Below are 7,558 nucleotides of genomic sequence, written 5' to 3' on the forward strand. Positions count from 1 at the left end.
CGTTGCATGCGGTCGCCGACGCCATGCGACGATGTGCACCGCCCGAAACCGTCGTCGCCCGTTACGGAGGCGAAGAATTCGCCTGCCTGATGCCCGAAACCGGGTTGGACGAAGCGATGAAGGTCGCTGAACGCATGCGCGGCGCGATCGAGGCGAGCGAGATCCAGGTGCCCGGCAGTGCGCTGATCAACCACGTCACGATCAGCGCCGGTGTCGCGAGCGCGATCCTCGCAATCCCAAGCGATACGCATGTGCTGATGCGCGATGCCGACAAAGCCCTCTATCGAGCCAAGATCGGCGGACGCAATCGCATACGCATGTGAACCGACGCGGATATCCACGGCGTCCGCAGGATTCCCTCGGGAAGATCCGATGAAACAAACTGCGTCGCGCCGCGCGGCAATGGGCTGTCAGATCGGCGCACCCGGCGGAATCACCGGCAACGGCCGCAATTTCACCGACTTCGGATCCGCCAGGTACTTGCGGATCATCTCCGCTGCTTCCGACCTGCTCGCGGCGATTTCCTGCGCACCTGGATGCTTGTCCAGCCACGACTGCCATTGCTGCAGCGACGCGCGGACGTCGGCGTCGACCTGCGCATGCAGCTGTCCGCCGTCCAGCGTCGTCAGCAGTGCGTCGAGCACCACCCAGTTCGCAGCCGCCTGCACCGCATCGGCAGCGGCCAGGTCGGCGCGAATCGCATCGCGTTGCCACGTCCCCCGGAACACGGCATCGAGGACATCGGAAACGCCAGGCTGGCCTGCGTCGCGCGCGTGCTGCCACGCGAGCCGGTTCAGCCGCGGTGTGGCGAACAGGAACTGCGTCGTCTGCGCGGTCGCCGCTTCCACCGCGGCCATCGCATCGAACAGCGGAGCGGTACGCGTCGCGAAATATTCGCGGGTGCGCTGATAGTCGGCGCCCGGCGGAGTGACGAGGTCGAGCACGTTGGAGGGTAACGCCAGTTGTTCCGCGCCGAGCGTGCGCACCAGTCGCTCGAGAGCGGCCTTCTGCATCTGTGCCGGTACCGGTTTCGTTCCCGCCTGACGATCCGATGCATCCGAATACCGGTAGTCAGCGCCGCCGAGCAACCGCGCAACGGCTTCGACCTGATAACGATGCAATAGATAAAGCGGGACCAGTCGCGCTTCGAGCTCGCCGGCCTGCCGCTCGGGCGGCAATACGCCGATCGAAAAGCCATCGAGCGCCTTGCGACGCACGTCCAGCAGCACGTCGAACGATGCCAGCGTGTCGGGGCCGAAATCCCACAGCAGACCATCGGGCTCCGCATCGCCTGGCGAGCGCGAGTCGGGGTCGCTGATGTAGTGGAATCCGGCGGCAGCGAACTCCGCGCGCAATGTCGCGAGCGACGCTTTTTCGGTATCCGCCGCAAACTGTCCGTACGCGTGTGCGACGACGAAATCGTCCCAGCGCCCCACGCCGGTCCCATAGGCGTCTTCGAGCGAAATCGCGCCGTCGTTGCCAAGTTTGATCAGCGGATGCGGGTAGTCCATCACCGAGCCGTTGCCGAGACGGCTTGCGGCAAAGTTGTGCGCGAACCCAAGTGCGTGTCCGACTTCGTGAGCGGCCAGTTGGCGCAGCCGTGCGAGAGCCATGCGTTCGGCCTCTTTCGCGAGTCCGGTCGAATTGGACTTGTCGTAAGGCGCCAGCAGGCTCTCGGCAATGAGGATGTCCTGCCGGACGCGTTGCGACCCGAGCGTGACCGAACCTCTGATGATTTCGCCGGTGCGCGGATCGACGATTGGCTGCCCGTACGACCAGCCGCGCGTGTAGCGATGTGCCCAGGTGATGAGGCTGTAGCGAATGTCCATCGGGTCGACGCCTTCGGGAAGCAGTTCGACCCGGTAGGCGTCCTTGAAACCCGCTTTCTCGAACGCGCTCTTCCACCAGTTCGCGCCTTCGAGCAATGCCGAACGCACCGGCTCCGGCGCGCCACGGTCGAGGTAGAACACGATGGGCTTCCTCACCGCACTCAATGGCGCCGAAGGATCCGTTTTGTCGAGGCGGAAGCGCGGCTGGAAGCGCACGTCGATGCTCGACGACAACGGCTGCGCGTAGTCGTAGTACCCGACACTGAAGGCGCCGGACGCGGGATGGTACGGGCGCGGCGTATAGCCGGCCGGCGGCAGACGTACGAAACTCAGATGCTGCCGGACCGTCAGCGACTGCGGATCCATCGCGACGTCCTTGACGAACTGCTCCTCGCCGGGACCGGCAAACGTCAGCAGGCCTTCAAGCTCGGTGTTGTCGGGAAAACTTTTTGCATCGGACAGCGAAACGGCACTGCGCTTCGGATCGACTTCGTACTTGCCCTGCTTGGCCTCGGCCAGCCGGCGTGCGATTCCGTGTCGATCGGTCGTCAGCAGTGAACTCACGTCGACCAGCACCTGCGCATCGCTGCCAGCACGTTCGGCGGCAACGTCGCCAGACCACAGCACCGACTCGGCAAATGCCTGACGGACGCTCAGGGCCTCGTCAGGGCTCGACGAAACCGCGCGGAACCGCGTGTTGTCCTCCACCAGCAGCACGCGTGTCCCGACGCGCCGAAACTCGACCAGATGCGATTCGCCGCTCTGCCCGCGGTCGAGACCGATGTCATTGGAACCGAGCGCCCAGGGCAACGCACTCACCAGCAGGAATGGCGCATCGAACGCGCGCACGCCAAGAAGGACACGGCCTTTTGCGGCATCGCGGTAGACATCGAAGAATCCGGACACCTGCACGGTGCCACGCGTCGCGCCGGCGAAATCGACCGGCATTCCCGCTGTATCGGCTCCGGCGCGTTGCGTCGTCGCAGCGGCCGCGACGGAACCCCACACGGCGAACGCCGCAACCATCACCCATCCAACTTGTTTCATCGTGATGTCCCCACCTGACGTCGATCAGCACGAGTCTGCACGATCGTGCGTGTCGCGCCTATGCGCCGGAGGTCAGGGGAGGCGTATCGCGCGTGTCGATCAGCGCTGCTTTCCCGATCGTGGCCGCTTGCCGGTCTTCGTCCATTCGACCAGATCGTCGAACGATCGCCCAACCTGCGCCGGCGTGAACACGCAATGGCCGTCAGCATTGACATATTGCTGCACGAAGTTCGCGGCATGGCCCGCACGCTGCGCGATGATCGCGTACTCGAACGCGGTCGATGCGACCACCAATGGATCACCGGAGGTGTGCAGCGCCAGCATCGGTTTGAGCAACTTGCCGGTCGGCGTGTACCAGCGCGAGAGATACGCTGCCGGGCGCGCTTCGGCACGATAGCGTTTGACGCCGTCGTTGAGCGCGAAATCGTCGGCGGAACCGGTGTAGACCAGATCCTCGTTGCCGTACGGATTGCCGTGCGTGCGATGCTGGAGCTCCTTGATGTCGTAGGTGATGAACGCGAGCACTCCAGGCAGGCTGTCGATGTCGCCGGCGCTGTAGATCGCGCGCAACGAGGCCGCTGCATCCGGCTTCGCTTTCATCGCCGCGGCGATCTTCGCGACGATGGCGCCGTCCGCCTTGTAGTCGGACGGAACCGGAACCAGAGCGCCGAACACGCCGGGGAAGTAATAGTCGAACGCGGCGCGCAATGCGAAATCACGCTGCATGAAACGGTCGGTCGGCTCGATCGCGCCGCACAGCGCGAGTGCGCCGGCGTAGGTGTCCGGTTGTTGTTCGATCGTCATCGCGGTGAGCGCACCGCCCATCGACATGCCCATCACGAACGTCGGCTTCGACGCGCCGTGCTTCGCAACAAACGAGCGTCTGAGTTTCTCGGTGTCGGCACTACCCTGCTCGATTGCCCATCCGGTCGCCGAGTAGGCGGACTGGATCACCGCATAGCCCTTGGCGAGAATCGGATCGAGCAGGTCGTAACTGCGCTCGCCCTGCCGGAACGTGATCGGTGTGATCGAATACCCGTGGAAAAACACCACCAGCCCGTGGTTCCAGTTGCGCGGGATGTCGATGCGGTAGGCAACGCCGTCGAGCGCGCCGATTTCGGTGACGGGGGCGTCGAGGGAAGAAACGCGTGCGACACGGGATTGGTCAGCCCATACGGTCGACCCGATGAACAGACTCATGCCCGCCAGAAGTAACCGCAGGCGCATCACTCTGCACGTCGTCGGCGGGCGGCGTACGCCGGGATCCACTCCCTCAGTTGCCTTGCGCATCCCAGCGCTCCCGAAGAGTTGCCAGTTCGTTGCGCAACGCATCGACGTCGCCCTCGAGTTTCGCGACGCGCTCCTGAAGATCGCCACGCGACGCGCCTGTCTGCGACGACGACGCAGCGAATGCTGCCGCGAAGGCGTCCACGTCGACGGGCCCGCACAACAAATGCATGTACCGGTCTTCGCGTTGTCCGGGCGCGCGTCCGAGCAGCACGACGTACGCCGGATCCCGCTGGATCAACCGGTCGACCGTGTCGCGCACGTCATCGAGGCCAGGAAACTCGGCCAGTCGATCGGTGCGATTGAGCAGCTCGGCCAGCGTCTGCGGTCCACGCAGCAGCATCACGCACAGCACGGCGCGCTGGCGCGCGGTCAAGCCATAGACCGAATCGAAACGGTGTTCGTAGCGCGCCACGCGCTGCGAGACCGGCGCCACCTTCACCAGCCCCTTGGTTTCCATCGCGCGCAGTGCATGCGTCACGTTGCCCACTTCGAGATTGAGCACCGGATCGCGGCTGGTCTTCTGATTGCTCGCCGCAACGATCGCGTTGATCGTGAGGGGGTACACCTCGGGCGTGATCGCCGCCTTTTCGATCAGGCAGCCAAGGATGCGTGCTTCGACGGGGTCCAGCGGATCACGCAACTCGGCGGGTTTGACGGTTTCGTTGTCCAATCGATGCTCGGGCTTCGGGAACGGTCCCGAGTGTAGCGCGCCTTCGGAAACACGGGACCGGGGAATCGGGATTCGGCTCGTTGACAGCGCGAGTACGTTCCCATTCCCGAGTCCCGGTCTTTCACTCAAACCCGTTTGCAAAAATCGAGTCGCTCGCCAGCGGGGCGAAGACGAAGACTCCGGCCGCCTGGGCGAACGCGAAGATGCGGCCGTCGGCAGCCCGCTCGACCTTGCTGACGAAATAGCCCGTGGGATGCCGGAAGGTCTGGACGGGTGCGGCCCGATTGCTCACATCCACTTCGTCGAGACCGTATTCGTTGCCGACATAGGCAATATTTCCGACGACCACCACCGAATGCGGGTTGTTGTAATCGGGCAAGCCTTCGGTTCCGGGCAGCGCGACGCTGCCGAGCAGAACCGGGTGCGCCTTGTCGGTGGTATCGACGATCTGCAGCGCGTTCGCAAATTCAGCATCGGACGCGCAGGCGATGTATGCGGTATTGCCGTCTGCACTGACATCGATGCCATTGGCGTACGGACAGCTGCCTTCCTGCCCGGCCACGACAGGCGCGGCGGGATTCGACACGTCGACCACGCGCAGGCCGCCGTCGGCAAAGTCGGCACCATCGACCAGGTAGGCGTAATTGCCACGCACGGTCAGGTCGTAGGTCTTGCTGGTCGTGAGCGAACCGAGCAGCTGCGGAGATGCGGGGTTGGATACATCGAGCACCTCGAAGATGCCGCCGTTTGTCGTGCTTGCGACGTAGACGCGATTGCCGTGCGCTTCGATCGCGCTGGCGAACGGAAATTCGAAGCGACCGAGCTCGACCGGATGCAGCGGGTCGGTCAGATCCGCGATCAGCACGCCATAGCCCCACGTCGCGAGGTACGCGCGGCCCGCGTCCACCGAGATGTCTTCCACGTCGCGCGCTGCGAGGTCCGCCGGCAAATCCGCGTCGTAGCGGCCAACGGGTGCCAGCGTAGTGGCGTCTGCCACCGCGAGACCGTAGCCTTCTTCGGCAATCACCGCGTAGTCGGCACCGATTGCGCCGGCATGCGCCGAGACTCCGATCGGCAATGTGAATTGCGCGGCGAGCGTCGGCTGGTGCGGATCGGCGATGTCGAGAAGCACCGCGCGATCGGTGTGGGTCAGCACGATCGGGCCAAACGGTGTCGCCGCGGTCTGGTCGGGGGCGAACGTCGGCATCGCGACGGTCCGCAGCAGCGTGGTCGACGCAGGCGTCGTGAAATCCCACACCTGGATACCACTGTCGCCGACCAGGTACAGCGTGTTGCCAATGCGGATCGCGCCGGTCGCCTGGTCGATTGGCGCGCTGAACACCTGGGCGATGTTCGCAGGATCGTGCACGTCGTAAACCAGCAAATCGTTGCCAACGCCGATCGCATAGCCATCGGTGAGCGCCGCACGCAACACCGAACCACCGTCGAGCACCGCCTGCCCGGCGACCAGAGGCATTGCCGGCGCGCTGATGTCGAGGACATTGACGACGCGTCCGCCAATCAAACTGTTGCCGGTGGTCAACAACTGGTTGCCAAACGCCGCCATTGCATCGAACTCGTAGACGTCGCCCACCGTGCCGACGACCACCGGTACCAGCGGATCGCTCGCGTCCACTGCGAACACGCCGTTCTGGCTGTCGCCGATGTACAGATAATTGCCCGAGACGGCGAGCCCGATCGGTCCCTTGTAGTCGGCAACCACCCAGTCGTCGAACTCGCCCGCACCGACTGGATGGGCCGGGTCGGCGAGCGAATAAAGCGTGATTCCGCCAGTGCCGTCAGGCGCACTCCAACCTGCGTACAGATAGCCGCCGACGATTGCGAGAGCGGAAATCGGCCCACTGGTCGGCGTCGCGCTGGTACGCCCTGCGAAAACCGGCTCGGTTGGGTCGGCCATGTTCCAGACGCTGACCGTTGCGCCGGTGCCGACGTAGAGATAGTCGCCCTGCGCCACCGGTGGCGAGAGCTTGCCGCCACCGACGTCGACCCGCTGCAACGTCTGCGCGTGGGCTGCGCCGAGCATCGTGAGCAGACCCAGACAAAGAGAACAGGCAGCGCGAAAAACCTTCATGCGGTGGACCTCTGGAAACGTGGGCATCATGGCGCGGCGCTGATCGAAGCGATCGCGTGCGACGCGCCGCCTCGAAGAGACGGCACCGTCCATCTTCCGTCCATCCACACTCTGGACGCATGCCGGATCGATGCGAAACCGATGTTCGATCGATGTGCAGAATGGGCTTTTCATGTCGTCTTGTCGCTTTGCAGAGCCAATTCACGGATGCACCGGGGTCGCGCCGAAGCCGGCGCCAGCACCAAGTCGCGCAGCGTTCTCTTCGGCTTTGCGTGCAGCGTCGTCCCGTCCAAGCGCCCGATACAGGTGCGCTTGCGCGGTGGCAGCGCGGGAATCGCGCTCTGCCCACGTCGCGATCCGGCCGCCAATGGCACGCGCGGTATCGAGCTGGCTCGCTTCGATCAGTGCGTCGAGGTACGACGTGGCGACCGCCACCAGATCCTCCGGCACGTTGTAGCGTTCGGCCGACTGCATGGCGTGCGCGAATTTCTCCAGCGCAGGTTCGCGACGGTGCGCGGCACGGTCCTGTTCCGCCTCGGCCAGTGTCGCGATCATCGCGCGCCAGTCATCGCCTTCGGCAGACGTGCGCAAGGCCCGGGTCGCCGCGTCCGCCTCGTCGACGCGGCCGGA

At 64.8% G+C, this 7,558-nt stretch carries 6 protein-coding genes; 1 reads left to right on the forward strand and 5 read right to left on the reverse strand.

Annotated elements, in window-relative coordinates:
• Nucleotides 1-323 (forward strand): GGDEF domain-containing protein (locus ABIV12_RS16625; RefSeq protein WP_348061395.1); only part of this gene is annotated, 323 nt, incomplete at its 5' end.
• A gap of 87 nt (nt 324-410) precedes the next feature.
• On the opposite strand, the gene ABIV12_RS16630 is transcribed toward ABIV12_RS16625, so the two are convergent.
• From ABIV12_RS16630 to ABIV12_RS16650, 5 genes are all read right to left on the reverse strand, one after another.
• A complete protein-coding gene (locus ABIV12_RS16630; RefSeq protein ID WP_348061397.1) occupies nt 411-2,876 on the reverse strand; it encodes a zinc-dependent metalloprotease in 2,466 nt (821 codons plus the stop codon).
• Between the two features lie 99 nt (nt 2,877-2,975).
• Entirely contained in the window at nt 2,976-4,166 is a 1,191-nt protein-coding gene (locus ABIV12_RS16635) for an alpha/beta hydrolase (RefSeq protein WP_348061399.1), read from the reverse strand.
• Entirely contained in the window at nt 4,150-4,836 is a 687-nt protein-coding gene (locus tag ABIV12_RS16640) for a YceH family protein (protein ID WP_348061401.1), read from the reverse strand. The genes ABIV12_RS16635 and ABIV12_RS16640 overlap by 17 nt, the downstream gene beginning before the upstream one ends.
• Before the next feature lie 121 nt (nt 4,837-4,957).
• Entirely contained in the window at nt 4,958-6,928 is a 1,971-nt protein-coding gene (locus tag ABIV12_RS16645) for a hypothetical protein (RefSeq protein WP_348061403.1), read from the reverse strand.
• Nucleotides 6,929-7,129: 201 nt separating this feature from the next.
• Nucleotides 7,130-7,558: hypothetical protein (locus ABIV12_RS16650; RefSeq protein WP_348061405.1), on the reverse strand; the 429-nt coding region annotated here is incomplete at its 5' end.

Origin of the sequence: Dokdonella sp., from assembly GCF_039926425.1 — a bacterium.
Taxonomy (GTDB): domain Bacteria; phylum Pseudomonadota; class Gammaproteobacteria; order Xanthomonadales; family Rhodanobacteraceae; genus Dokdonella_A.

Bases quoted from the DNA above. Each gene is read 5' to 3' on its own strand.
- ABIV12_RS16630 (WP_348061397.1), bottom strand. From the start codon at position 2,876: ATGAAACAAGTTGGATGGGTGATGGTTGCGGCGTTCGCCGTGTGGGGT.
- ABIV12_RS16635 (WP_348061399.1), bottom strand. From the start codon at position 4,166: ATGCGCAAGGCAACTGAGGGAGTGGATCCCGGCGTACGCCGCCCGCCG.
- ABIV12_RS16645 (WP_348061403.1), bottom strand. From the start codon at position 6,928: ATGAAGGTTTTTCGCGCTGCCTGTTCTCTTTGTCTGGGTCTGCTCACG.